Source organism: Rudaea sp. 3F27F6, from assembly GCF_005503555.1.
Lineage (GTDB): Bacteria > Pseudomonadota > Gammaproteobacteria > Xanthomonadales > Rhodanobacteraceae > Rudaea.
The window spans coordinates 143605-167433 of the sequence record NZ_SCNG01000003.1 but is presented as its reverse complement, the minus strand read 5'-3'; the positions used below and the strand labels follow the sequence as shown (position 1 = coordinate 167433).

Annotated in this window: 19 protein-coding genes; 10 read left to right on the top strand and 9 right to left on the bottom strand. The window is 67.0% G+C overall.

What is annotated here, in order from left to right; all coding sequences use genetic code 11:
• Window positions 1-9 precede the first annotated feature (9 nt).
• The 3 genes from FFS30_RS13485 to dgcA all read right to left on the bottom strand — a co-directional run bounded on the left by FFS30_RS13485 (window position 10) and on the right by dgcA (window position 3607).
• On the bottom strand, window positions 10-1044 hold the full coding sequence (locus FFS30_RS13485) for a DUF1611 domain-containing protein (protein ID WP_137913699.1): 1035 nt from the start codon (window positions 1042-1044) through the stop codon (window positions 10-12).
• A gap of 4 nt (window positions 1045-1048) precedes the next feature.
• Window positions 1049-2545: a D-aminoacylase gene (locus tag FFS30_RS13480; RefSeq protein WP_137914043.1), complete on the bottom strand. Its 1497-nt coding sequence runs from the start codon at window positions 2543-2545 to the stop codon at window positions 1049-1051.
• A gap of 72 nt (window positions 2546-2617) precedes the next feature.
• Complete coding sequence (gene dgcA / locus FFS30_RS13475; protein ID WP_137913698.1) at window positions 2618-3607, bottom strand: N-acetyl-D-Glu racemase DgcA; 990 nt, start codon at window positions 3605-3607, stop codon at window positions 2618-2620.
• Between the two features lie 52 nt (window positions 3608-3659).
• Between dgcA and FFS30_RS13470 the strand changes: the two genes are divergently transcribed.
• Complete coding sequence (locus tag FFS30_RS13470) at window positions 3660-5132, top strand: amino acid permease (RefSeq protein ID WP_137913697.1); 1473 nt, start codon at window positions 3660-3662, stop codon at window positions 5130-5132.
• A gap of 49 nt (window positions 5133-5181) precedes the next feature.
• A complete protein-coding gene (gene mutM, locus FFS30_RS13465) occupies window positions 5182-5994 on the top strand; it encodes a bifunctional DNA-formamidopyrimidine glycosylase/DNA-(apurinic or apyrimidinic site) lyase (protein WP_137913696.1) in 813 nt (270 codons plus the stop codon).
• Window positions 5995-6384: 390 nt separating this feature from the next.
• Here the strand turns inward: mutM and FFS30_RS13460 are convergent, their stop codons facing one another.
• Both FFS30_RS13460 and FFS30_RS13455 read right to left on the bottom strand, forming a co-directional pair.
• Window positions 6385-7773, bottom strand: a complete 1389-nt coding sequence (locus tag FFS30_RS13460; protein WP_137914042.1) for an MATE family efflux transporter — start codon at window positions 7771-7773, stop codon at window positions 6385-6387.
• Between the two features lie 78 nt (window positions 7774-7851).
• Entirely contained in the window at window positions 7852-9153 is a 1302-nt protein-coding gene (locus FFS30_RS13455) for an amino acid permease (RefSeq protein ID WP_137913695.1), read from the bottom strand.
• Between the two features lie 393 nt (window positions 9154-9546).
• Here FFS30_RS13455 and FFS30_RS13450 point away from each other — a divergent pair, with 393 nt between their 5' ends.
• Entirely contained in the window at window positions 9547-10707 is a 1161-nt protein-coding gene (locus tag FFS30_RS13450; RefSeq protein ID WP_171014604.1) for a serine hydrolase domain-containing protein, read from the top strand.
• Here the strand turns inward: FFS30_RS13450 and FFS30_RS13445 are convergent.
• Together FFS30_RS13445 and FFS30_RS13440 are read right to left on the bottom strand one after the other, a co-directional pair.
• Window positions 10704-11120: a bleomycin resistance family protein gene (locus FFS30_RS13445; RefSeq protein ID WP_137913693.1), complete on the bottom strand. Its 417-nt coding sequence runs from the start codon at window positions 11118-11120 to the stop codon at window positions 10704-10706. The two genes, FFS30_RS13450 and FFS30_RS13445, sit on opposite strands and share 4 nt — an antisense overlap.
• 65 nt (window positions 11121-11185) lie before the next feature.
• The gene (locus FFS30_RS13440; RefSeq protein ID WP_137913692.1) at window positions 11186-13654 is read right to left on the bottom strand and encodes a prolyl oligopeptidase family serine peptidase; all 2469 of its coding nucleotides are present in this window, start codon (window positions 13652-13654) and stop codon (window positions 11186-11188) included.
• 218 nt (window positions 13655-13872) lie between these two features.
• On the opposite strand from FFS30_RS13440, the gene FFS30_RS13435 reads away from it, so the two are divergent.
• The 4 genes from FFS30_RS13435 to hemC all read left to right on the top strand — a co-directional run bounded on the left by FFS30_RS13435 (window position 13873) and on the right by hemC (window position 17399).
• Window positions 13873-14535: a carboxylesterase gene (locus tag FFS30_RS13435; protein WP_137913691.1), complete on the top strand. Its 663-nt coding sequence runs from the start codon at window positions 13873-13875 to the stop codon at window positions 14533-14535.
• Between the two features lie 16 nt (window positions 14536-14551).
• Window positions 14552-15631 carry a histidine kinase gene (locus tag FFS30_RS13430; RefSeq protein WP_137913690.1) on the top strand — a complete coding sequence of 360 codons (1080 nt, stop codon included), beginning with the start codon at window positions 14552-14554 and terminating at the stop codon, window positions 15629-15631.
• Between the two features lie 81 nt (window positions 15632-15712).
• Window positions 15713-16447 carry a LytTR family DNA-binding domain-containing protein gene (locus FFS30_RS13425; protein ID WP_137913689.1) on the top strand — a complete coding sequence of 245 codons (735 nt, stop codon included), beginning with the start codon at window positions 15713-15715 and terminating at the stop codon, window positions 16445-16447.
• 37 nt (window positions 16448-16484) lie between these two features.
• Window positions 16485-17399, top strand: a complete 915-nt coding sequence (gene hemC / locus FFS30_RS13420; RefSeq protein WP_137913688.1) for a hydroxymethylbilane synthase — start codon at window positions 16485-16487, stop codon at window positions 17397-17399.
• Between the two features lie 78 nt (window positions 17400-17477).
• On the opposite strand, the gene FFS30_RS13415 is transcribed toward hemC, so the two are convergent.
• Entirely contained in the window at window positions 17478-18380 is a 903-nt protein-coding gene (locus FFS30_RS13415) for an endonuclease/exonuclease/phosphatase family protein (protein WP_137913687.1), read from the bottom strand.
• Window positions 18381-18401: 21 nt separating this feature from the next.
• Between FFS30_RS13415 and cutA the strand changes: the two genes are divergently transcribed.
• Both cutA and FFS30_RS13405 read left to right on the top strand, forming a co-directional pair.
• Window positions 18402-18722, top strand: coding sequence for a divalent-cation tolerance protein CutA (gene cutA / locus FFS30_RS13410; RefSeq protein ID WP_137913686.1), 321 nt, complete (start codon window positions 18402-18404; stop codon window positions 18720-18722).
• A complete protein-coding gene (locus FFS30_RS13405) occupies window positions 18722-20506 on the top strand; it encodes an LTA synthase family protein (protein ID WP_137913685.1) in 1785 nt (594 codons plus the stop codon). Before cutA ends, FFS30_RS13405 begins: the two co-directional genes overlap by 1 nt.
• On the opposite strand, the gene FFS30_RS13400 is transcribed toward FFS30_RS13405, so the two are convergent.
• Window positions 20507-21859 carry an ATP-binding protein gene (locus FFS30_RS13400; RefSeq protein ID WP_171014602.1) on the bottom strand — a complete coding sequence of 451 codons (1353 nt, stop codon included), beginning with the start codon at window positions 21857-21859 and terminating at the stop codon, window positions 20507-20509.
• A gap of 118 nt (window positions 21860-21977) precedes the next feature.
• On the opposite strand from FFS30_RS13400, the gene FFS30_RS13395 reads away from it, so the two are divergent.
• Window positions 21978-23825 (top strand): GGDEF domain-containing protein, encoded by a 1848-nt coding sequence (locus tag FFS30_RS13395; RefSeq protein WP_137913683.1) that lies wholly within the window; start codon window positions 21978-21980, stop codon window positions 23823-23825.
• The last annotated feature ends 4 nt before the right edge of the window (window positions 23826-23829 follow it).

The window sequence follows — 23829 nt, the reverse complement described above, 5'->3', positions numbered from 1 at the left end:
TTTTCCTCTTCAGGGAGTGGCTTCGGAAAGTACGGCCTCGCGCTGCGGAATCAGCGCGTCGACCACGGCGTCGGCGCCGGTCGCGATCGGATCGAAGGCGACAAGGCCGGTTTCACTGCGCACGGCGGCCAGCGCGCGCGCGCGTTCGGCATCGCTCATGCGATGCGTGTTGATGGCGATCGCGACGGCGCGCGCATGCGCATTGGTCAGGCGCGCGACCTGCTCGTTCAAGGCGATGCAGGCGGCGAGTGTCGGCAGCGGATAGTCGGGATAACCGTCGATATGCGTGCGGCGCGGATCGTGGCAGACCACGAGCGCGTCGGGCTGCGAGCCGTGCAGCAGCGCCAAGCTCACGCCCGCATAAGCCGGATGGAACAGCGAGCCCTGCCCTTCGATCACATCCCAGTGTTCGGGCGCGTTGCCAGGCGACAGCGCCTCGGCCGCGCCCGCGGTGAAGTCGCAAACCGTCGCGTCGATGGCGATGCCGCCGCCGGCGATCAGAATGCCGGTCTGGCCGGTCGCACGGAAGTCGGCGGCGATCCCGCGCTTCACGAGCGCGCGATGGATCGCGAGCGCGGCGTACTTCTTGCCGACCGCACAATCGACGCCGACCGTGAGCACGCGGCGCCCCGTGCGCTTGCGTCCCGAGGCAACGTCGAAGGTGCCGTTGCCGTGGCGCACGTCGAACAACTGCGCGCCCGATTCGCGTGCGGCGTCGCGGATCGCCGCAATGTCGCCGAGGCGCGTGTGCATGCCGCTGGCGACGTCGAGCCCGGCGCGGACCGCGGCGAGGATCGCTTCGACCCACTCCGGCTCGATCGCGCCGCCGAACGGCGCGACGCCGATCACCATCGTGCGGATTCCGGCCGCGGCCGCTTCGGCCGGCGTGTAGTCGCGCAGGCCGAGATCGACCGCGTCCTTGCTGAGCCGGTATTGGCCGCCGCACAATTCGGGACGCCAGTCGAGAATGCCGCTCGCAGTCTTTGCGTCGAGCGGGCGCGGCGTGTCGCCGAGGAACAGCAGATAAGGTCCTTGGATTTGCATGCGTTCAATGTCCTTTTTCGCGGAGCAGCGCGCGGCCCGGACGGGCACCGGTCGCTTTTCCGTCTTGATAAACCAGAGAGCCGTTGACCCAGACGCGCGCCACGCCGACCGACAGCGCGCCGGGTTCCTTGGTGGTGGCGCGGTCGGCCACCGTGGCCGGGTCGAACAACACGAGATCGGCGTAGGCGCCGTTGCGGATCTCGCCGCGGTCGGCGAGGCCCATATGCTTGGCGGCGAGCGAACTCATCTTGCGCACCGCCTCCTCCAGGGTCAGCAGCTTCTTCTCGCGCACATAGACGCGCAGCACGCGGGTGAACGAACCGGCGCCGCGTGGATGCAGATCGTTGAGCATGCCGTCGGAAGAAATGTTCGCGTGCGGCCAGGCGATGAGCTTGTCGATGTCGCGCTCGTCCATGCTCGTGCCGATCACTTCGATGTCGCCGTGGCTCGTTTCACTCTCGCGGATCAGCGCCATCGCCGCCGCGGGCTCGTCGATGCCGCGCATGCGCGCGATCTCGGCCACGGTCTTGCCGACCAATGTCGGATCGGGCGTGAAGCGCGACAGCAATAAACCGTTGGCCGGCGCGAGATGCTTGAGCACGAACTCCGCGGTTTCGCGGTTCTCGAAATCGCGCTTCGGCCAGAGCACGGTCAGCGTGCTCTGCCAGTTCGGATACGGATAGACGTCGAGCGTCGCGTCGATGCCTTCGGCGCGCGCCTTGTCGAGCACGCCGAGGAAACGATCGGCCTGGCCCCACCAGTCGGTCATGCCGAGCTTGGCGTGGCTGACCTGCACGGGCAGCTTCGCCACGCGGCCGATGTTGACGATCTCGTCGAGCGCCGCCCACAGCTCGCGGTCTTCGCTGCGCATATGGCTGATATAGCGCCCGCCGTACTTCGCCGCCTCGCGCGCGAGCGTCAGCACTTCGGACTTGTCCGAGTAAATGCCCGGGTCGTATTCGAGCCCGGTCGAGAGACCGAGCGCGCCGGCCTGCATGTCGGCGGCGAGCAGTTGGCGCATCTTCTCGACTTCGGCCGGCGTCGCCTTGCGCTTGAAGTCCTCGCCGAGCACCTTGTCGCGCAGCGAGTTGTGCCCCGAGTACGAGGCGATGTTGATCGCGGCCGGCTTGGCCTTGATCTTGCGGAAGAAATCGGCGAGCGGAATCTCGGAGCCGCCGTCCTGACCGGAGATGATCGTGGTCACGCCCTGGCTGACGACGGGCATCGCGTCGGGTTTCTTGTCAAGGCCGTCTTCGTGATGGCTGTGCGTGTCGATAAAGCCTGGCGCAAGCGCGAGGCCGTGTGCATCCACGACGGCTTCGCCCGGATTCGGTTTCAATTCTCCGATCGCGGCGATCTTGTCGTGCGCCACGCGCACGTCCGCGCGACGCGGCGGCGCACCGGTGCCGTCGACGAGCAGCGCGTCGCGGATCAGGAAATCGTCGGCGAACGCGGAAGCGCTGACCAACAGCGACAGAGCGAAAAGCATCTTTCCAGTCATCACGGCACCATCCGTTTATGTTAGAAAAATTTCATTGTTAATATTTATGAAAGAAAAATAACACAACTTCCTCTATCCCCACAAGGCGGCGGACGGCGGCGAGACGATGCCGCGTTCGTAGCGCAATCCATCGTCGCGGTCGCGGCCGATCAGCAGCGGGCCGTCGAGATCGGCGAAGCGCGCGGCGCCGGCTATCAGCATGGCCGGGGCCATCGCGAGCGAAGTGCCTTCCATGCAACCGACCATGAGACCGAAGCCGAGCTCGCGCGCCTGCGCGACCATACGCAGCGCTTCGGTCAGACCGCCGGTCTTGTCGAGCTTGACGTTGACCAGGTCGTAGCGTCCGCGCAGCGCGGCGAGGTCGGTGCTGACGTGCGCCGATTCGTCCGCGCAGATCGGCACGAGGTGGCGCAGGTCGGCCAGCGCCGCATCGGCGTTCGCCGGCAGAGGCTGCTCGATCATCGCAACGTCCGCGCGCGCCAGCGCAGGCATCACCGCGTCGAGCAGGGCGGCGTCCCAGGATGCGTTCGCGTCGACGATCAACGTCGCCATAGGCGCGGCCACGCGCACTGCCTCGACGCGCGCGATCACGTCGGCGGCATCCAGCTTGAGCTTGATCAGCGCGGCGCCACCCGCGTCGGCGGCCAGCGCGCGCGCATGCTCGGCCTGGCGTTCGGCGCTGTCGATGCTGATCGTCGTCGCCGTGCGCACCGGCTGCGGCGCGGCGATGCCGGCGAGTTCCCAGACGCGTTTGTTCGCCTGCTTCGCGCGCAGATCCCACACGGCGCAATCGATCGCATTGCGCGCGGCACCGGCCGGCGCGTCGGCGTGGACGCGCTGCCACGGCTCGCCCGCGGCGAGGCGCGCGGCGAGCGCGCGCGTGGTGGCGAGCACGCCTTCGATCGTCTCATTATAAAAACTGGTCGGCGTGCATTCGCCGCGGCCGACCGCACCGTCGTGCTCCAAGGTCGCCACGATCACGTCGGCGTAGTAATAAGTTTCGCTCGCGATCACGAACGGAGCGGCCAGCTCCCAGCGTTCGTGCCGGATGTCGGTGCGCATGGCGTTTTCCGCCTCTGGACAAGAATGATAGAAAGATGTCATAACATACATTATGAAAGATAAATTTCAAAACTTGGCGGCCGACGACGCCGCCGAACACGGACTGGCGCGCAGCCTCGGCCCGCTTCAGCTCACCCTGATCGGGATCGGTTCGGTGATCGGCGCAGGCATCTTCGTCATGACCGGATCGGCCGCCGCGTTCCACGCCGGGCCGGCCGTGGTGCTGTCTTTCGTGATCGCGGCGATCGCCTGCGGCTTCACCGCGTTCTGCTACGCCGAGCTGGCGGCGACCATGCCGATGTCGGGATCGAGCTATTCCTACGCGCTGCTGACTTTCGGCCGGTTCGCCGCCTGGTGCGCGGGCTGGCTCCTGCTGCTCGAATACGGCATCGCCGCCGCGACCGTCGCGGTCGGCTTCGCCAGCTACGCCACAGCCCTGCTCGACCAGCTCGGCCTGCATCTGCCGGCCACGCTGACCACGCCGCTGTTCGATCTCGAACGCGTCGGCGACGAATATCGGATGCGTTTCGGCGGCGGCGTCAACGTGCTCGCCGCCGGCGCGATGCTCGTGGTGACCGCCGTGCTCATGCGCGGCCTGTCGCAGTCGGTCGCGTTCAACACCGCTGTCGTCCTGCTGAAAATCGCCGCACTCGTCGTGTTTGCCGCGATCGGCGTCGCCTTCGTCGATCCGGGCAATCTCATTCCGTTCGTGCCGCCCGCGCAGAGCAACTTCGAGTTCGGCTGGCCCGGCGTGCTGCGCGGCGCCTCGGCGATCTTTTTCGCCTATGTCGGCTTCGAGACCGTATCGACCAGCGCCGCCGAAGCGCGCAATCCGCAGCGCGATCTGCCGATCGGCATCTTCTCCACGCTGACCATCTGCACCCTGCTCTACATGGCGGTCGCGGCGGTGATGACCGGGATCGTGCCGTACCGCCAGCTCGGCGTCGCCGATCCGCTCGCGCTCGCGGTCGACGCGATGCGCCTGCCCGCACTCGGCCTCGCGATCAAGAGCGCGGCGGTGATCGGCCTGCTGTCGGTGCTGCTGACTTCGATCTACGGCCAGAGCCGCGTCTTCTACGCGATGGCGCGCGACCGCATGCTGCCGGAAGTGTTCGCGCGCATCGACGCGAAAACGCGCACGCCACGGCGCGGCACGCTGTACGTCGGCCTGGTCATGTCTCTGCTCGCGGCGTTCATGCCGATTTCCGTGCTCGGTGATCTGATCAGCCTCGGCACCGCGCTCGCGTTCGCGATCGTCTGCGCCGCGGTGATGCGTCTGCGCGCGGTCGAGCCCGAACGGCCGCGCCCGTTCCGCGTGCCGCTCGGCGGCATCATGCTCGGCGGCTGGTGGATCGGCATCGTGCCCGTGCTCGGCATCCTCTTCGCCGCGCTGATGGCGCTGCCGCTGCTTATCGACATTCTGATCCGCGCCGCGCACGGCGACGTCTTTCCGGCGACGATCATCGGCGGCTACTTCGTCGTCGGGCTCGCGATCTACGCTTTCTACAAACCGCGTCAGAGCTGAGTTGCGCCGGCCTCAGCGCACGATGGCGTCGGCGCTGGCACAATAAGCCATGCCCGAACTGCCCGAAGTCGAAACCACGCGCCGCGGTATTGCGCCGCATCTGCTCGGCCACCGCATCGACGCGGTCATCGTGCGCCAGCCGCGCCTGCGCTGGCCGATTCCGCGCACCCTGCGCGAGAAACTGCCCGGCCAGCGCGTCGACGCTGTCGAGCGCCGCGCGAAATACCTGCTCGTGCATACCGAAGCCGGCAGCGCGCTGCTGCATCTCGGCATGTCGGGCTCGCTGCGCGTGCTCGCCGGCACGACCGAAGCGGGCACGCACGATCACGTCGACTGGCGGCTCGACGACGGACGCATCCTGCGCTACACCGACCCGCGCCGCTTCGGCTCGCAACTCTGGCAGCCGCTCGGCACGACCCACGAACTGCTCGCCGACCTCGGCCCCGAGCCGCTCGGCGACGGCTTCGACGGCGTGTACTTGTGGAAAATGTCGCGCGGCCGCGCCGCACCGGTGAAAACCTTCCTGATGGACCAGAAGATCGTCGTCGGCGTCGGCAACATCTATGCCGCCGAGGCGCTGTTCGCCGCGGGCATCCATCCGAGCCGCGCGGCCGGCTCGGTCTCGCTCGCGCGCTACGAACGGCTCGCGCAGGAAGTTAAGCGCATCCTCGACTACGCGATCACGCGCGGCGGCACCACGCTGCGCGACTTCATCTCGCCCGACGGCGCGCCGGGCTACTTCGAGCAGGAGTTGTTCGTCTATGGCCGCGCGGGCGAACCGTGCAAGGTCTGCGGCACGCCGATTCGCGTGGTCACGCTCGGTCAGCGCTCGACGTTCTATTGTCCGCGCTGTCAGCGCTGACGCGCTTGGCACCTTCGGCGGATTTGCTCTTTGTTCCAGCGTCCCCCTGCCGGAATTGCGTCCGGCATGCGGGCCGCTTTTCGAACAAAGCAGAGCTTCCACTCGTCCTTTGGACGAGCGGGTCACTTTCTTGTCTACAGCGACAAGAAAGTAACCAAAGAAACGCCGCCCCGGGAGCCGCGCCCTTCGCGCTGCGCGCTACGGGTTCGCGATGGCATGCCGGGGTTCGCTCGACGTACATCCATGTACGTTCGCGAACGCCGCGCGATCCATCGCGCGGCCCCTGCGGGCTGATCCGTCATGCCCTCGCCGCGGCTGACGGGGACCCGAGATCAAAAGACAGATCAAAAGACGGATCAAAAGCAGAGCTGCGTGTGGTGAATCGTGCCCTTACGGCCGCGCCGCGGCGGTCGACGCCAGCATGCGCGCCTTGCGCCAGCCGCCGTAGCGGTAGTACAGCGCCGACAAGGTCATCGACACGGCCGAGCCGACCGGGAAGCTCCACCAGACCGCGTCCGCGCCCCAGCTATTGACGAAGGAATAGGCGAACGGAATGCGCACGACCCACAGCGAGATGACGAGGATGATCAGCGGCGGGATCACCGCGCCCGTCGAGCGCACCACGCCGGCGAGCACGAACGAGATGCCGAACAGGATGAACGACCAGACCGCGATGTGGTTGATGTGCTGTGCGATCTCGATCGCACCGCCGTCCGCCGGCAGGAACAGGCCGAGCGCGCCGCGGTTGAACAGGTAGACGATCACCACGAGGCTGCCGGTCAGCAGGAAGTTGTAGCCGACGCCGGTCATCGCGACTTTATTGACGCGATCCCACAAGCCCGCGCCGACGTTCTGCGCGGCCATGCTCGACGCGGCCATGCCGACCGCGAGCGAAGGCATCTGGATGTAGTTCCACAACTGGAAACAGGCGCCATACGCCGCCGTGGTGTGTGCGCCGAAGCTGTTGACCAGCGAGATCATCGCGATCATCGACGTCGACATCACGACCATCTGCAGACCCATCGGCACGCCCTTGACGATCAGCGACTTGAGAATCGTCGGATCGATCTTGAGGTGATGCAGTTCGTCGCGGCCGATGCGCAGGAAATGCTTGCTGCTGTACAGATACGCGATCACGCCGACGAGGCTCAGCACAGTCGCGACCAGGGTCGCCGTCGCCGAACCGGCGATGCCCATGGCCGGCACCGGGCCGAAGCCGAAGATGAAGAGCGGGTTGAGCACGATGTCGAGCACGACGTTCACCGCAAGGAAGATGAACGGCGTGCGCGCATCGCCCGCGCCGCGCAGGGTCATGCCAATGAAGGTCAGCACATAGACGAACGGAATCGCGAGGAAGATGACGCGCAGATAGGCGATTGCGAGCGGCTTGGCGTCCGCCGGCATGCGCATCCATTCCATCAGCGGTTCGGAAAGGATGAGGCCGACCACGGCGATCGCTACCGAGGCGACGACGAAGAACACCAGGCTCGTACCGATCACGCGCTTGGTCTGGGCGATGTCGTTCGCGCCGATGCTCTGGCCGACCAGGATCGTCGCCGCCATGCCGATGCCGAACACGGCGCCGAGCAGGAAGAACAGGATCGTGTTCGCGTTCGACGCGGCCGCGAGCGCGGCTTCGCCAAGGCCGTGGCCGATCCAGATCGCGTTGACCGAACCGTTGAGAGACTGCAGCACGTTGCCGGCGAGAATCGGCAGCGTAAACAGGAACAGGGTCTTGCCGATCGCACCCTGGGTCAGGGCGTGATTCGGCCTTTGCATTGAGGACATGGGCGAGAGAGGGCAGCGCGCGAGGATGCGTATCCTGCCGCAGATACCGTGACGGCGATAGTCTTTTGGTCAGGCCGACGAGCGGGTAAAATACTCGCGACGGCGCAAAACGTAGAACGGCAATGCCGCGAGCAGCAGGCCGGCGCCCCAGAGCAAGGCTTCGGCCCCCGTGCCGATCAGCGCCCAGATCCCGTAGACCAAGGCGAACCCGGCGACCGCGAGACGCCACGCCGACGGTTCGCGCGACTGCCATTCGATCTTGAGCATCGCCGCCGCGCTGAACGCGTACGGCAGCAGCGCCGCGGCCGTGGCGAGGAGGATCGACGCGGTGAATACGGCGACCAGCGAGCCGGCGAAATTCGCCACCACGAGCACCGTCGCGAGCACGCTGCCGACGACCAGGCCGATGCGCGGCGTGCCGTGCGCGTCGACCTTGGCGAAGTAGGCAGGGAACAGGCCGTCGCGCGCCGCCGCGTACGGCACCTGGCCCTGGACGAGAATCCAGCCGTTGAGCGCGCCGAGGCAGGACACCGCCATCGCCGCGGCCATCGCCACGCCGGCACCGCTGCCCCAGAGCCGCGTCGCCGCGTCGGCAAACGGCGCGGTCGACATCTTCAAGCGATCGAGCGGCACCAGCCCGAGCACGACCGTGCACGCGGCGATCGTCACCACCGCGGCGAGCGCGACGCCGATGAAGGTCGCGCGCGCGATGGTCTTCTCCGCATCGGTCACGTGCTCGGCCGGGATCGTCGCGCACTCCATGCCCTGCAGCGCCCACAGCGCGAGCGCCGCGGTGATCGTCGTCACCGGCAGCCAGCCCTGCCCGCTCGGATTGAACGGGGTGAACGACGCGGCGTCGAGCCGGGTCGCGCCGACCGCGATGACGACGAACAGCGGCACGAGTTTGAGAATGGTGATGACGAGTTGCGCGATCCCGGCCGTGCGCACGCCGGCGATATTGAACGCGGTGCCGAGCCACAGCACGATCAGCGCGCAGGCCGCCTCGCGCCCCGGCAGCGCAAGTGCGGGGAAAATCACCGCCATGCTGCCGGCGAACGCGACCGCGATCGCGGCGACCGCGCACCAGACCGAAATCCAGTAGCTCCACGCCATGATGAATCCGGTGAACTCGCCGAAGGCGATGCGCGCGTAAGCGTACGGGCCGCCGGCGATCGGATGGCGTCGCGACAGATACGCGAACACGCCGGCCAACAGCAAAGCGCCCGTCGCCGACAGAGCCCAGCCGTAGAGACTCGCCTGACCGTACGGCGCCAGCGACGCGGGCAGCAGGAAAACGCCGGAGCCGATCATGTTGCCGACGACGAGCGCGGTGGCCGACCACAGACCGAGCGCTCGCCGCGACGTGCTCATGCGCGTCTTGTGTCCTCGCGAGGACAGCGATCGGAGTGCGGAGCGGGAAGGCGGACCGGCTGCGGCATGGATGCAGTATCCACGGTTTGCCTTCTGCTGGGAACGACGCGGAGACCACGGCCCGCATCGCTGCGCCGCTGTACCGGAAACGGGACGGATCGGACCGTGCTTCGGCAGTCGGGCCGCTTGCGCGGCCGCGCTCCGGCAAGTCTTCGATTCATCCCGTGCAAGCGCCGCTTCCGTTTTCGTAGTTTTCCGCACGCGCTGCGCAGCGCGAACAACGGCGGCAATCCGAAGAGTTGCTTTCGGCACATGTGCGCGTTGTGCATCGGGATATCTAATCGAGCCAGACCAAGCCCTTGGGCGCTTGGCCACCATCGAAGGAGCCAGGTCATGCTGAAGGCACTGATCGTCGTCTCGTGCGCCCTTTTTTCCAGCGCTTTCTCTTTGCAGGCGCAAGCCGCCTCACCGCAGGCCGCGGCAGGCGACGAAGCCGATCGCGTCGTCACGCAGTACATGGCGGCGAAAAAGATTCCCGGCGCATCCATAGCCGTCATCCAGGACGGCAAGGTGGTGAAAAAGTCCAGCTACGGTCTGGCGAATGTCGAACTGAAGGCGCCGGTGTCCGACGACACCCTGTTCACGCTCGCCTCGACGACCAAGGAATTCACCGCGATCGCGATCATGACCCTGGTCGAGGAAGGGAAACTGTCGCTCGACAAATCCATCCGCGACTATCTGCCGGAGCTTCCGGCCGCGTGGGCGCCGGTCACGATACGCCATTGCCTGTCGCATACCTCGGGCCTGCCAGACGGCATCGCGGCGGACGACGTCAACGTGCTGCCGCTCGCGGGCACGCAGGCGGAACTGATGAAATTGCTCGCGACGAAGCCGGTCGGCGAGCCCGGCGTGAAGATGGTTTACAACCAGGTCGAGTTCATGCTGCTCGGCAATATCATCGAACGCATCGGCGGCAAGCCTTACAAGGCATTCGTCGAAGACCGGCTGCTCAAGCCGCTCGGCATATCGAGCATGCGCTGGGGCGACGGCTGGGAAATCATCCCGGGCCGCGCGTCGCTGTATACCGCGCTGGAACCGACCGCGGACCGCTCCAAGCTGCAGATCGACGCGAACGGCGCGCCGGTATTTTCCCAGTCGGGTATCCACGCTTTCGGATCGAAGGGATTTCCCGATTGGGCGACCCCCGCCGCCTCGCTCAACGGAAACATCGACGCGATGGCGCGCTGGGAGGCTGCGCTGTGGAGCGGCAAAGTGATCAAGCCGGCGGCGCTCGCGATGATGGGCACCTTGTACAAACTGCGCGACGGCAAGACCGGCATGTTCGGTCTCGAATTCGTGCCCTATCCGGTGGAAGGACAACCCGGCATCTCATCGGGCGGCGGCGCGGCGGTGTGGATTACCACCTTGCCCGAAAGCCATCTCACCGCGATCGTGCTGACCAACCTGCAGGCGTCCTCCCCGCACGAACTGGTCAAGCAGATCCTGCACGTCTATCTGCAGCATCCCGCGACTTCGACGGCACAGCAGCCTTAGCCCTGCTCTTCGGTTCCGCGGCCGACGCGGAAAATATGCCCGTCGGGATGGCGGATGTGCATCTCGCGCACGCCCCAGGGCATGTCGGTCGGCGGGAACATCACTTCGAGGCCCTGCGCAACGCAGTGCGCATGCGCCGCGTCGACGTCGTCGACCCAGAGCGACATCCACACGCCCTTGTCGGCGGTTTCACCGTTTGCCTCGTCGCCGAACGTCGTCGTATTGCTGCCCTTGCCGCGGCTGCCCTGCGCGCCGCGGCAGAGGAAAATTTCGCAGGTGTCGGTGCAGACGCTGCCGAAGCTCAGCGGCTCGCCCCACTCGAAGCCCTTGCGCCAGCCGAACTTGGCAAACCAGTCGAAGCTTTGCTGAATGTCGCTGACGTTGAGAATCGGAGTCAGGGCATGGATACGCATGAGGTCGCTCCGTCGTGAACTTGGGTGCGCATCGTCGCGGCAGGCGCCGCGACGATGGCGACAGCTTATTTCAAGTTCGTCTCGAACAGCTTGTAGATGCGCTTGTACTCGTCCAGCCAGGAATCGGCGTTGGTGAAGCCGTGGCGGTCGAGCGCATAAGGCGAGATGGTGAAGTTGTCCTTGTGCAGTTCGATCAGACGCTGATAGAGGCGCATCGAATCCTCGAACAGCACGTTGTCGTCGATCACGCCGTGGCAGATCAGCAGCGCGTCCTTGAGGCCGTCGGCAAATTCGATCGGCGAAGAACGCTTGTAGGCGATCGGATCGTCCTGCGGCGTATTGAGGATGTTCGATGTGTATTCGTGGTTGTATTGCATCCAGTCGGTGACCGGGCGCAGCGCGGCGCCCGCGGCGAATTCGCCCGGCGCGCGGAACAGCGCCATCAGGGTCATGAAGCCGCCGTACGAACCGCCGTAGACGCCGACGCGCTTGGCATCGACGCCGTAGTTGTCGACCAGATACTTCTTCGCATCGAGCATGTCTTCCAGCTCGGGATGGCCCATCTGCCGGTAGATCGCCGTGCGCCAGTCGCGGCCGTAACCTTCGGAGCCGCGGTAGTCGATGTCGATCACGACATAGCCTTTCTGCACGAGCAGGTTATGGAACATCTGCTCGCGGAAATACGCCGGGTACTGCAGATGCACGTTCTGCAGATAGCCCGCGCCGTGGATGAACAACACCGCCGGGTGCTTCGCCGACTTGTCGAGATTCGCCGGCTTGTACAGCTTCGCGTAGACGACGCCCTTGAAATGCGTCGACGGCACTTCGACGATTTCCGGCGCAATCCAGCTCATGCCGGCAAACTGCGCGCTGCGCGTATCGCCGAGTTCGCGCGGACTACCCGAGCCGTCCGCATTCGCGATCGCAAGCTGCGGCAGGACGTAACTCGACGAATGCGTGACGAGCAATTGATTGCCGTCGTGGCTCAGGGTGAAATCCTGCATGCCCTTGTACTGCGTGATGCGTTCGAGCTTGCCGCCGCCCGACGGCACGCGGTACACGTCGTAGGCGTACGGCGCCTCCTGATTGGCGCGCACGTAGAACCAGCGTCCGTCGCTCGACAGTTCGGGACGCGACACCTCGAACTTGCCGCTGGTCAGCGCGACCGCCTTGCCGCCCGGCGCCTTGGTATACAAGTGCGCATAGCCGGTTTCCTCGGAGGCATACCAGAGCGTGCGCTGGTCGTTGAGGAAACCGAATTCGTTGAAGTTCCAGTTGATCCAGGCCGGATCGGTCAGGCGGTGCTGCGGCACGAGCGCATGGCGGTCGAGATCGACGGTCGCGATCCAGCGGTCCTTGTTGTCGATCGCACGCAACTGGATCGCGAGCGCCTTGCCGTCGCGGCTCCAGACGATGCCGCCGCCACCGCCGTCCTCGGCGCTGGAGACGATGCGCACGCCACGCGGCTTCGGCTTGTCCGGGGCCTTGTCCTTCTTCTCGTCCTTCTTGTCCGCTGCGGGTTTCTCGCCGACGGATTTGTCGGCGAGCTTGGCATTCTCCTCGCGCACACTCTTGAGCGGGTCGTCGTGGATGCCCGGCAGCGCGTCGAGCGCGAGCGGATACGCCTTGTGCTCGACCAGATCGAGCAGTTGCAGCGACTGCGGCGCGGGCGCATTGCGGCCGACGCGCACGCGCTCCTTCTCGAACTCCTCGTAGCCCGACTCGGTCACGTAGCGCGTCAGCTCGCCGCGTTTGCCCTCGTCGTGCTTCTTCGCCATGGTCACGACGAGCAGGAAGCGCGCATCGGGCGACAACTCGGTGTCGAGCACCTTCACCTCGTCGCCGAGGTAGAACGGCGCGGACGCGCGCGTGGGGTCGGCGCGGCGTAGTTCCTCAGCATGCGCGCGGCGGGCTTCTTTGTCGTTTTTGAGCTTCTTCAGCGTGGAGAAGGTGCGCAGTTGGAAATCGCGCAGATCGTCGGCCTTCGGCGCCGCCTCGGGATCGTTCTCCGCCTTGACCTGGGCGACGGTCGTGATGCCGCCGGCGGTCAGATCGTAGACGTACCAGTCGCCGCCGCCGCGAAAGCTCAGGCTGCGTCCGTCGGCGGAGAACTGCGGAAGACGATGGCCCTGCGCCGAACGCGTGACCTGGCTCAGCGCGCCGTTGCGCAAATCGCGCACGAAAATGTCGCCGTTGCGCACGAACGCCGCGCGCGTACCGGCAAGATCGTAGACCGCGCCGGTACCGTCGCTCGTCGCCATCGCTGCACCGTCGACGACGCCGTCGCGGCCCGCGGCGAGATCGACGCGATGCAGGTCGACGACCGCGGAATCCTTGCGCCTGGCCGAGTAGTACACCGCGCGTCCGTCGGCGGACCAGTAGGCGTTCTGCGGCGACGCGCCGATCCAGCCCGGATCGGCCATGACGGTTTCCAGGGTCAGCGCGGCCGCGGCGGCCGGCGCAGGATCGGCCTGTGCCGTGGCGGAAGCGAAGACGAGCGAAGCAGTGAGCAGGCTGAGCAGACGGCGTGACATGCGTGGTTTTCCGGTTGCGCGCAAAGCGCGCAGCATAGCCGAGGCCGGCGCGGCCGCCAGCAGCCGAAAGTCACGAGTCCCTTGGCGCGCAATTCGTTGCGGCCGGCTTCGTTCGCATCGCCGGGCCGGCTCGGCCGGTGTGACGAACCGCGCCGCGCCGGTCTTCACTCCGCGCAGGAAAAGCGTCACCATGCGGCACCGTCGAACCGGAACACTTCATGCCTCTGCCCGCCGTCGAAATCGAAACCGCTGCCAACCCGAAACACGCCGTGATCTGGCTGCACGGCCTCGGCGCCGACGGCCACGATTTCGAGCCGATCGTGCCCGAGTTGGTCGACCGCGCGTGGCCTGCGCTGCGTTTCGTGTTTCCGCATGCGCCGGTGCGACCGGTCACGGTCAACGGCGGCATGCCGATGCGCGCCTGGTACGACATCGCCGGCATGGACATCGCGCAGAAGCAGGACGAAGCCGGCATCCGCGCTTCGATCGGCGAACTCGAACAACTGATCGCGCGCGAAGTCGAGCGCGGCATCGCCGCCGAGAACATCGTTCTCGCCGGCTTCTCCCAGGGCGGCGCGATCGTTCTTGCCGGCGGCGTGCGCCACGCACAGAAGCTCGGCGGCATCGTCGCTCTCTCGACTTATCTGCCGCTCGCCGAAAAGACTGCGGCCGAAGCGAGCGCGGCGAACCGTGCGATACCGATTTTCCAGGGCCACGGCAGCGCCGACCCGATCGTGCCGCAAGCGCTCGGCATGCTGAGCCGCGATCATCTGCAGAGCCTCGGCTACGCGGTCGAGTGGCACAGCTACCCGATGGCGCACCAGGTCTGCATGGAAGAAATCCTCGAGCTGCGCCGCTGGCTCGGCGCGCGCCTGCGCTGAGGCCGCGCGCGCCGCGATGAGCGCCAACCCGCCGTCCGCCGCAAAACTGCCCGCAGCGACCGCGCCGTGGCTGCCGGATTTCTGCTCGCTGCCGGTGCTGCTCGCGGCGATGCTCGTCGCCGAACTGCTCATCGTCGTGATCATGCTCGCGCCGAGCGACGAATCGCGCGAACTGTTGCCACGCCTCGGCACGGCGACCGTATTCGCGCAGTGGCTCACCCTCGTCTGCATCGTCTGCCTGTGCCAGTTGCGCACGTCGCTCGCGCGGCTCGCGCCGCTCGCCGGCGTGCTCGTCGCCTACGCGATCATTCTCGCCATCGTCGCGGTCGGCAGCGCGGTCGTGTTCTCGCTCGACCAGGAACTCGGCGCCGGGCTGACCCTGCCGGCGCCGCTCGGCATGCGCTTCGTGCTGCGCAACACCGCCCTCGCCGCCCTCGTCGGCGCCGCGCTGCTGCGCTACTTCTACGTGATCGAGCAGTGGCGCGCGCGCGTGCAGGCCGAGGCGCACGTGCGCCTCGACGCGCTGCAGGCGCGCATCCGTCCACACTTCCTGTTCAACAGCATGAACACCATCGCGAGTCTGATCCGCACGCGTCCCGACGCAGCCGAGCACGCGGTCGAAGACTTGTCCGATCTGTTCCGCGCCGCGCTCGGCGCCGACGGCAAGCCGTCCACGCTCGGCGCCGAACTCGAACTCGCGCAGCGTTATCTGGCGATCGAGCAGTTGCGCCTCGGCGATCGCCTGCGCGTGGACGTCGATTTCGCCGCCGACCTGCCGCGCGACCTGCCGATGCCGGCGCTGCTGCTGCAGCCGCTCGTCGAGAACGCGATCCACCACGGCATCCAGCCACTGCCCGAAGGCGGCGCGGTGAGCCTGCGCGCGCAGCGCACGCGCGGCAAGAACGATGCCGACGGCGTGGTCGTCGGCATCGTCAACCCGCGCCCGCGCGAAGGTATGCGCACGCCGTCACGGAACGGCATGGCCCTGGCCAACACGCGCAGCCGGATCGAATACCATTTCGGCCGGCGCGGCGCGCTCGACGTGCGCGAAGGCGCCGAGGACTTCGAAGTGACCTTGTTTCTGCCATCATCCTGACGGCAGAAATGCGCAAGCAATTGCCCATGGCCGCACTCTTCAACAAACATCGGGTTGCCGGATAGGTATGGAACATCGTCCATGAAGGCCCTGATTGCCGACGACGAACCGCCCGCACGCGCGCGCATGGCGAGCCTGCTCGCTGAAGCCGGCGGCGTGGACGTCGTCGCCGAAGTCGGCGACGGCCGCAGCGCGGTCGAACTGGCCTCGCGCCTCGCCCCCGATCTGATTCTGCTCGACGTCAATATGCCGCTGATGAGCGGCCTCGAAGCCGCGCGTCATCTCGCCATGCTCGAGCCGGCGCCCGCGGTGATCTTCTGTACCGCCTACGACGAGCACGCGCTCGCCGCGTTCGAGGCGAACGCGGTCGACTATCTGGTCAAGCCGATCCGCCTCGAACGCCTGCAGGCCGCGCTCACGCGCGCGCGGCGCTACAGCGGCGCGGCGGTCGCCACGGTGCAGTCCGCCGCGGCACGGCCGCCGAACCGCACCCACCTGTGTGCGCGCATGCGCGGCAACCTCGTCCTCGTTCCGGTCGCCGACATCGATTATCTGATCGCCGAAGACAAGTACGTGCGCGTGCACCACGCGCGCGGCGAAGTGCTCGTCGAGGAATCGCTGAAGACGCTCGAAGCCGAGTTCGACGAACGTTTCGTGCGCATCCACCGCAACTGCCTCGTCGCCAAGCACCGCCTCGCCGCGCTCGTGCGCACAGGCGACGAGCGCGTTTTCGTCCGCCTCGCCGACAGCGACGAGCAGCTCGAAGTGAGCCGGCGCAACCTGCCGTCGCTGCGCAGGTTCGTCAAAGGCGGCTGAGATCGCGTTGTCGGCGCAAACCTGCAAAAATATACAAATGAACGTTCTCAGAATCGCCACGCGCCAGAGCGCGCTCGCCCTGTGGCAGGCCGAACACGTCGCCGCGCGCCTGCGCGCCGAACATCCCGAATTGAGCGTCGAGCTGTTGCCGATGACGACGCGCGGCGACCGCATCCTCGACCGTCCACTCGCGCAGATCGGCGGCAAGGGCCTGTTCCTCAAGGAACTCGAAGTCGCGCTTGCCGAACGCCGCGCCGACATCGCCGTGCATTCCTATAAAGACATGCCGATGGAACTCGATGCGGGCTTCGCCGTCGGCGCCGTGCTCGAACGCGCGGACGCGGCCGACGGCTTCGTCAGCGCGAAATTCGCGCGCCTCGACGAATTGCCCGAGGGCGCACGCGTCGGCACCTCCTCGCTGCGCCGCCAGGCGCAGTTGCGCGCGCTGCGCGGCGACCTCGAACTTCTCGACCTGCGCGGCAACGTCAATACGCGCCTGGCCAAGCTCGACGCCGGCGACTACGACGCCATCGTGCTCGCCTGCGCCGGACTCGAACGCCTCGGCCTCGCCACGCGCATTCGCAGCCGCCTCGCCGCACCCGCCTGGCTGCCCGCCGCGGCGCAGGGCGCGATCGCGATCGAACAGCGCGCCGACGACGAGCGCATCGCCAGACTGATCGCGCCGCTGCACGACGAGGCGACCGCGCGCTGCACCGGCGCCGAGCGCGCGATGACGCGACGGTTGCAAGGCAGCTGCGAAGTGCCGATCGCCGCCTGGTGCGTCGAGGCCGAGCACGGCCTGCAGCTCTACGGCTTGGTCGGCGACGCCGCGACCGGCAAGCTGATCCGCGCGTCCGCGGCCGCGCCGTTCGACGCGGAACCCGAATCGCTCGGCCGCGAAGTCGCCGAAGCGCTGCTCGCGCTCGGTGCGGGCGCCTTGCTGAAATCCTGAAGCAGGCGCGCGCGCACTCAGGGCGATGCGATCAATCCGGGCTCTTTCGCGCGCGGCGCGTGCGCGAAAGCCGCACCTCTACGGAAGGCGGATGCGCGCGGCGACCGGCAGATGGTCGGACGGGAACCGTGCGTTGTACGAATCGGTGAGCACAGCGTATTTGTATACTTCGATCTTCGGACTGACGAAGATGTAATCGATGCGCTCGGGCAGCGCCGAGTCGAGCTTGAAGTCGTTGAACGTGCCAGCCGGACCGTAAGGCAGCTCCGTGCTGAACGCGCGCGCGTCGTGCAACACCGACGCCATCGTCTTGATCTGCTCGGTGTCGGGCGTCGAATTGAAATCGCCCGTGCAGATCACCGGCTCGTCGCCGGCGATCTCCTTGATCTTGCGCAGCATCAGCTTGGCCGATTCGCGCCGCGCGATCTCGCCCTGATGGTCAAAATGTACGTTGAACACGAAGAAGCTGCGGCCGCCGGTGCGATCGCGCAGCTTCGCCCAGCTCGCGATGCGGTTGCAGCATTTCGCGTCCCAGCCCTTCGAGGGTTTGTCGGGCGTTTCGCTGAGCCAGAAGTCGCCGTGCCGTTCCAGCTCGAAGCGTCCTTTCCTGTAGAAGATCGCCGAATGCTCGCCCGCGTCCTTGCCGTCGTCGCGGCCGACGCCGACATGGACGAAGTCGGACAACTTGTCGAGATCGGCGATCTGGTCGGGCAGGCCTTCCTGCGTACCCACGATGTCGAACTCGTGGTAGCGGATCAGCGCCTTGACTGCATCGCGCCGCTGCGGCCAAGCGTTCGCGCCGTCGGAGGCGACGTTGAGGCGCAGGTTGTACGTGGCGACGTCGATCGGCGGCGACGGCGGCTCGGCCTGGGCCGGCGACAGCACGATCGCACCGAGCAGACCGATGAACCCACACGCAATGCGCCGCGCGTTGCCGGGTTGACGCAGATTTTTCCCGCGGCACGATACACGTTCGATCATCGCCCTCTCTCCGGATTCGACATGACCGCGATCATAGCGCTATGCACCTGCCCCGACGTGCGGAGCGGCGAACGCCTCGCCACGGCGCTCGTCGAGGAAGGGCTCGCCGCCTGCGTCAACCGCATCGCCGGCGTCGTCTCGACGTATCGCTGGCAGGGCAAGGTCTGCCGCGACGAGGAACATCTTCTCGTCATCAAAACCGTGCGCGAACGCTTCAACGCGCTGCGCGAGCGCATCGTCGCCCTGCATCCGTACGAGCTGCCCGAAGTGATCGCGCTCGACATCACTGCCGCGCACGCGCCGTATCTCGCGTGGATCGAAGCGCAGACGCACACGCCGTGATGCACGCACGCGTCCTCGCCGTGCTGCAGCAGCCGCGGTTACGCGCCGCGGCCGCGGTCGCCGCGTGCGTGCTGCTGCTCGCGCTGATCGTCGACCGCATCGATCCGGCCCTGCCGTGGCCGCCGAAGCTCGACGCGCTGAGCCTGATTTTCGCCAACACCATGCCAGTGCTGATCGCCTGGCTGCTCGCTTTCGCACTGACGCGGCGCCTGTGGTTCGCGTGCTGGCTGACCGCGCTCGCCGTCGTCGGCTTGTACGCGGCCAACGAAGCGAAGATCGCCCATCTCGAAGCGCCGCTGCTGCCGGGCGACCTGCGCCTGCTCGCCGAACCGGGCCCTGCACTGAACCTGCTCGGCCGCTACGTCGCCTTCGACCTGCGCATTGTCGCGCTCGCCGCGCTTGGTCTGCTCGTCAGCGCGTGGCTGTACCGGCGCCGCGCGACTTGGCGCCTCGCCGGCTGGCGGCGCACGGCGCTCGCCGCGGCAGCGGTATTGCTCGGCCTTAGCCTGGTCGCCGGCGCGGGGCCGTGGCGCCGTCTCTACGACGCCGACCGCCTCGGCTTCGAACCGTGGGCGCTTAGCGAAAGCACGCAGCGTATCGGTCTGATCGGCATCCTTCTGCTTTATCACTGGGAACTTGGCAGCGGCGACGTGCCCGCAGCCGACCGCGATGCCGCCATCGCACTGCTGCGGCGCCATGCCGAACCCTTGCGCGAACGCCTGCGCGCCGCGCCGCCCGCGCACGAACTGCCCGACATCGTCGTGCTACAAAGCGAATCCTTGTTCGATCCCGCGCGCCTGCGCGGTGTCGCCGAAGGCCGCTTTCTCGGCGGCTTGCGCGACCTCGCCGCGCGCGCTTCTGCGGGCGAGATGCGCGTGCCGACCTTCGGCGGCGGCACGATCCGTACCGAGTTCGAGGTGCTGACCGGCGCGCCGCTCGCAAGCCTCGGCGGCGTGCAGTATCCGTGGCTCGAATTGCGCGATGCACGCCTGCCCGGGCTCGTCTCCACGCTGGCCGCGCGCGGCTACGACACCGTGGCCGTGCATCCGAACGCGGCCGGATTCTGGAACCGGCGCAAAGCCTATGCGCAGCTCGGCTTCGAGCGCTTCGTCGACAGCCGCGAATTTCCACCCGACGCGATTGTCGGCCTGTTCACTTCCGATGCGGCACTGACCGATCGCGTGCTTGATGAGCTGGCCGACGCCGGGGCGCCGCGCTTCGTCTTCGCGATCAGCATGGAGAACCACGGCCCCTACGACTGGCGGCCCGGCCTCGACCCCGTGCGCTACCACGCCCTGCCGCTGCCCGCGCGTCTCGACGAAACTGGCCGCTTCTGGCTGGCCAATTATCTGTATCTGCTCGACGACGCCGATCACGAATTGATGCGTCTCGTCGGCGCGCTGCACCAGCGCACACGCCGCACCGTACTGCTGTTCTACGGCGACCATCTGCCGGCGCTGCAGCCGGTCTACGAGCAGCTCGGTTTCGACGACGGCCGCGAGGCCAAGGAACAGAGCGTGCCATGGCTGATCTACGACACTGCCGACGCGACGCCGCGTCGCGCGGATACGCAGAGCTGGCTGCTGCCCGCGCAATTGCTCAAGAGCGCCGGAGTGGAAGACGACTATTTCCTCGTCGTCGAAGCGCTGCGCGAACTGCTCGACCTCGGCAGCGAAGCGCCGGCCGACGACATCGGCCACGCACTGCGTTCGCTCGCCCGCGCACATCTGCGCGGCGAATTCGCCGATCTGCTTGCCGCTGCGCTGAGCGAACGCGAACTCTAGTCAGTCCGCGGGCAGTGTGGATTCGATGTGCGCTGCGAGCGGCAGACGGATGACGAAGATTGCACCCGCGCCCGGCGCGCTATGTGCGGTCAGGGTTCCGCCGTTGGCCTTGACCATGTTGTACGCGGCCGGAAGTCCGAGCCCTGTGCCTTCGCCCGCGGGCTTGGTCGTGAAGAACGGCTCGAACACGCGGCGCAGCACGTCCTCGCTCATGCCATGGCCGCTGTCGGCGAGGACGATCTCGGCCTGCGCCGATTCGCGCAACGAACGCAGGATGACGCGGAAACTTCCGCCGTCCGGCATCGCCTGATTCGCGTTGGCGGCGATGTTGAGCAGCATCAGCTCGAACTGCGCGCGATCGAACGAGATCGGCAAGGCTTCGCCGGCCGGCTCGTAGACGAGGTGCGTGCGCGGGTCGAACAGTTGCGCGAATATCGGGCGCATCTCGCGCACCGCTTTGTCCGCGTCGAACACTTCGGTGCGGGTCAGATCCTCGCGCGCGAAGTTGAGCAGTTTGTGCGACACCGCGGCCGCGCGCCGCGCCGCGCTCTCGACCCCGGCGAGGGCCTGCCGCATTTCGTCCGCATTGCCGCCGTCGCGGCCCTGCCGTGCATAGCCGAGGATCAGCGAGAGCAGGTGATTGAAATCGTGCGCGATGCCGCTGGCGAGGCGGCCGACCGCCTGCATCTTCTGTGCGTGCAGCATCTGCTCGCGCGAACGTTCCTTGTCTTCAATCTCGAGCTGCATGCGGTCGCGGATGCGCGCGAGATCGTTGCCGCGCTTGAGCGCGACGGCAAGGCTGTCGCGCAGCGCGGCGACCGCGCGGTCGAGGACCAGCGTGATCACGAGCAGGGCGAACAGCGTGCGCAGCAGATCGACCGCGCCGCTCGTGAACATGTGCAAGCTGTAGTACAGATTCGCCAGATCGCGCCAAGCGCCGACGAGAAAGATCGCGCCGAGCATGCCGGCGCACAGCCATAGCGAGCGCCGGCTCAACAGCAGGCCGCCGACAAGCACGGGATAGACCTGGCCGAGCTGGAAGCGCATCTGCTGCGCGAGCCCCCATTCGGCATACACGTAGAAAAGGAAGAGCAGGCTCGTCGCGACGAACAGATTCGCCGCGATGCGGAAATGTCCGCGATGCAGGATCAGAAAACACAACCAGACCAGCGCCGTGCTCGCCGCGGAGAGAACGACTGCGCCGGTGTCGAGCATGACCGGCTGCGGCCCGAGCTGGCTCGACAAGGTGCTGAGCGGCTGGGCGATGCCCATGCACACGAGCAGAATGCGCAGCATCGCCGCGTTGCGTCGGTCGAGCGGATCGGCGATCGGCGCGGGGCGCAGCCACGACACCGACGCGCGGCCGGCGCGCGGCGATTCTGCCGAGTGCGCCTCAGCGCAAGGACTGCCGTCTCGCATACACTGAAAGGTTGATCAGAGAACCGCCATTTTTCCCAAAGGATCGAGTGCGATGACCCGACGTCCCTTGCTGTTCGTTTCCGCTCTCGCCATGTGCGTACCGATCGCGCGCCATGTATCTGCGCAGATTGTACCTGCAGTCGATCCGGAGCAAGCCGCGATCTCGCAGTGTATGCAGCAGATGGGCCGCGCACCCCAGGAAGCGGAGCAGATGGCCGAGAAACGCCTCGCCGCTGGCAGGCTCTCCGCGTTCAGCGAAATCGGTTGGCTCGGCTGCCTCGGCACGGCGAAAGGTCTCATCGGCAAGCCTGCGGAATCGTCGGCGATCGCCGACCGCACGCAGGCACTGACCGACGCGCACTGGAGCGAATTCAACGACACGCAGAAATTCCTTTCGCTGACCGCGATCGGCAGCATGCTGCAGACCTCCGGCGACGTGGTCCGCGCGACCGGCTTTTTCATCCGCGCATACGAACTCAGCGCGGCCGAGTCGATGGTTCAGTACCGCATCAATGCCGCCGTGGCGATCAGCACCGTGTACTTCGGCCTCGATGCGCCCGAAGCCGCGGACCGCTACATCCGCAAGGCCTACGAACTGAGCCAGGGCCATGCGCGCAACCAGCCGTGGATCGACTACAACTTCTCCTTCAATTTGATGAAGATGAAGCGCTACGACGAAGCGCTCGTCGCCTTCGACAAGCTCGCGCAGCATCTCGACCAGGCCCAGGGCGACGCCTTGCTGCGCAACCGCGTGAACACCCAACGCGCAGTGATCTTCGATACGCAAGGGCGCCACGAGGAAGCCGCCGCGCTGCTCGACGCCTCGCTCGCGGGCCAGCGCGAGATCAAGGATATGCAGGGCCAGAGCTATACCCTGAGCCGCATCGCCGAACGCCGCTGGAACGGCGGCGAGCGCGACTCCGCACTGAGCACGGCGCAGCAGGCGTTCGGCTTGGCCGAACAGGGCAACTATCGGCAAGAGAAAGAAGACGCGCTGCGCCTGCTCGCCACGATCTACGCCGGCATGGACAAACCGCAGCAGGCGTTCGACGCGCTCAAGCAGGCCGACGCGATCACACTCGGCACGCTCAAGGCGCAGAACCTGCGCGACGTCGTCGCCGTCGACGCGGCGATCAAGGCGCGCAACGACGCGGCAAAGTCGAACAACGGCGAGCTGACCCGCGCGACGCCGCTGCTGCTCGGCGGCGCTGCGCTCTCCGTCCTGCTCGCGGTCGCCGCATCGGTGCTATGGCTGCGCGCGCGCCACCGCATCCGTCGTCTGCGCGGCATCGATCCGCTCACCGGCCTGCCGAACCGCAGCGCCGCGATCGCGCGTTTCGCTGCCGCGTCCGCGGACGCGGCAGCCGGTGCACGCGAGGCGCTGCTGCTCATTGCCGTCGACAAGCTCGACGCGATCAACGATCTGTACGGTTACGAAGTCGGCGACCGCGTGCTGCGTCAGCTCGCGCGCCGCGTGCGCACACTCGGCGGCGCGAACGACTTTGCCGCGCGCTGGAGCGAAGACAGTTTCCTCGTCGCCCTCGGCGGCGCCACGTTCGAGGAAGCGAATGCGCGCGCCGACGCGCTGCGCCGCCTCGTTGAGGAAGGCGGCATCGATCTGTCCGATGGCGATGCGGTCAAGATCGGCATCTCGATCGGCGTCGCCTCGAACCCGTTCTTTCCCGATGGCACGACGCACGACTGGCACGACGCGCTGCGTCTCGCCGCGCGCGCGCTGCAATCCGCTCGGCAGGCCGGCGCGAACGCCTGGGCCGGCATCTGGGGCGTGGCGGCGAAAGACGGAGGCTCGACCCTGACGATCGCACGCGCGCCACAGCAGGCGGCCGAATCGGGACAGGTCAGACTCGAAGCCAGCTCGCCGCTCGCCTGGCAGTCGTGAGCGT

Bases quoted from the DNA above. Each gene is read 5' to 3' on its own strand.
- FFS30_RS13435 (WP_137913691.1), top strand. From the start codon at position 13,873: ATGCCTCTGCCCGCCGTCGAAATCGAAACCGCTGCCAACCCGAAACAC.
- FFS30_RS13480 (WP_137914043.1), bottom strand. From the start codon at position 2,545: ATGACTGGAAAGATGCTTTTCGCTCTGTCGCTGTTGGTCAGCGCTTCC.
- hemC (WP_137913688.1), top strand. From the start codon at position 16,485: ATGAACGTTCTCAGAATCGCCACGCGCCAGAGCGCGCTCGCCCTGTGG.
- cutA (WP_137913686.1), top strand. From the start codon at position 18,402: ATGACCGCGATCATAGCGCTATGCACCTGCCCCGACGTGCGGAGCGGC.
- FFS30_RS13415 (WP_137913687.1), bottom strand. From the start codon at position 18,380: ATGATCGAACGTGTATCGTGCCGCGGGAAAAATCTGCGTCAACCCGGC.
- FFS30_RS13455 (WP_137913695.1), bottom strand. From the start codon at position 9,153: ATGAGCACGTCGCGGCGAGCGCTCGGTCTGTGGTCGGCCACCGCGCTC.
- FFS30_RS13445 (WP_137913693.1), bottom strand. From the start codon at position 11,120: ATGCGTATCCATGCCCTGACTCCGATTCTCAACGTCAGCGACATTCAG.
- FFS30_RS13450 (WP_171014604.1), top strand. From the start codon at position 9,547: ATGCTGAAGGCACTGATCGTCGTCTCGTGCGCCCTTTTTTCCAGCGCT.
- FFS30_RS13395 (WP_137913683.1), top strand. From the start codon at position 21,978: ATGACCCGACGTCCCTTGCTGTTCGTTTCCGCTCTCGCCATGTGCGTA.
- FFS30_RS13440 (WP_137913692.1), bottom strand. From the start codon at position 13,654: ATGTCACGCCGTCTGCTCAGCCTGCTCACTGCTTCGCTCGTCTTCGCT.
- FFS30_RS13460 (WP_137914042.1), bottom strand. From the start codon at position 7,773: ATGCAAAGGCCGAATCACGCCCTGACCCAGGGTGCGATCGGCAAGACC.
- FFS30_RS13425 (WP_137913689.1), top strand. From the start codon at position 15,713: ATGAAGGCCCTGATTGCCGACGACGAACCGCCCGCACGCGCGCGCATG.
- FFS30_RS13485 (WP_137913699.1), bottom strand. From the start codon at position 1,044: ATGCAAATCCAAGGACCTTATCTGCTGTTCCTCGGCGACACGCCGCGC.
- FFS30_RS13405 (WP_137913685.1), top strand. From the start codon at position 18,722: ATGCACGCACGCGTCCTCGCCGTGCTGCAGCAGCCGCGGTTACGCGCC.
- FFS30_RS13470 (WP_137913697.1), top strand. From the start codon at position 3,660: ATGAAAGATAAATTTCAAAACTTGGCGGCCGACGACGCCGCCGAACAC.
- dgcA (WP_137913698.1), bottom strand. From the start codon at position 3,607: ATGCGCACCGACATCCGGCACGAACGCTGGGAGCTGGCCGCTCCGTTC.
- mutM (WP_137913696.1), top strand. From the start codon at position 5,182: ATGCCCGAACTGCCCGAAGTCGAAACCACGCGCCGCGGTATTGCGCCG.
- FFS30_RS13430 (WP_137913690.1), top strand. From the start codon at position 14,552: ATGAGCGCCAACCCGCCGTCCGCCGCAAAACTGCCCGCAGCGACCGCG.